The 1,065-nt window shown below is 69.3% G+C and carries 2 protein-coding genes; both read left to right on the top strand.

The genetic code is table 11. The features are described 5' to 3' along the window. Nucleotides 1–614 (top strand): glycosyltransferase family protein (locus ASG00_RS07295; protein ID WP_156456216.1); only part of this gene is annotated, 614 nt, incomplete at its 5' end. A gap of 61 nt (nt 615–675) precedes the next feature. Further along, nucleotides 676–1,065 (top strand): glycosyltransferase family 9 protein (locus ASG00_RS15330; RefSeq protein WP_200930881.1); only part of this gene is annotated, 390 nt, incomplete at its 3' end.

Raw genomic sequence — 1,065 nt, forward strand, 5'->3', positions numbered from 1 at the left:
CGTCGGCGCGCTGGGGCCGCGACATCCGTCCGTTGCTCGAGTGCGTCGACACCGACCTCTTCCATCCGCGCGGACTGCCAAGGGGCGACGACATCGTCTTCGTCGGGACGGCTCGGGGGATCGCGCGTCCCAGCGTCGTGGTGCCGTTGGCGGCCGGGATCCCGGTGCGTGTCTACGGGCCCGATTGGCGACCGTTCATTGCGCAGTCCGCACTGGCCGCGCGATCAATCCCGCACGATCGACTCCCCGAGCGGTACGAGACCGCATCGATCGTTCTCAACGATCAGTGGCCCGCGATGCGACGAGAGGGGTTTCTCGCGATGCGGCCGTTCGACGTGGTCGCCGTCGGTGGACGGGTGATCTCAGAGGAGGTCGAGGGGATCGAGGAGATCTTCGAGGGCGCGGTGGTGACCTACCAGGACGCCGCACACCTCGTCGACCTGCTGCGCGCCGACCCGGCGACGATCTTCCCCGACGACGCGCAGCTCGCTCGCATCTCCGCAAGAATCCGCGCGGAGCACTCGTTCGACGCACGCGCCAGGGAGCTCGACGAGGCGGCCCGCGAGGTGTGGACGTCCGCCGGTGAGCCCGGTGTGCCGGGGCCGAGCCGATAGGATCGCGGGGACGCCGCGCGCCGATCCGGACGATGGCCGCGCTCCCGACGTGGATGAATGCATGACGACACCGAACCTGTTCCGAAAGCTCGAATGGCAGATCAACGCGATCCGCCACCGTGACCCGCTCTCCCCGCGGCTGTACTGGCGTCTCTTCGGATCCCTGCGGCGGCGTCCATGGGATCCGACACGCACTCCGCGACGCATCGTCGTGATGCGCAGCGACGAGATCGGCGACACCGTCACCACGACGACCCTGCTCGCTGCGATGCGGGCTCAGTGGCCGAAGGCGTCGATCCACCTCGTTGTGAAGCCCGGTCCGGCGACGATCTTCCACGCGGCACCGACGGTGGACCGGGTCATCCCGTGGTCCCCCGTCCTTCACGGGTCGGCGCTCAAACGACAGGTGCTGACGGTGAGGCAGGCGCTGCGCCGCTTCCGGCTGCGGGGG

Source organism: Microbacterium sp. Leaf351 (assembly GCF_001423825.1).
GTDB lineage: Bacteria > Actinomycetota > Actinomycetes > Actinomycetales > Microbacteriaceae > Microbacterium > Microbacterium ginsengisoli.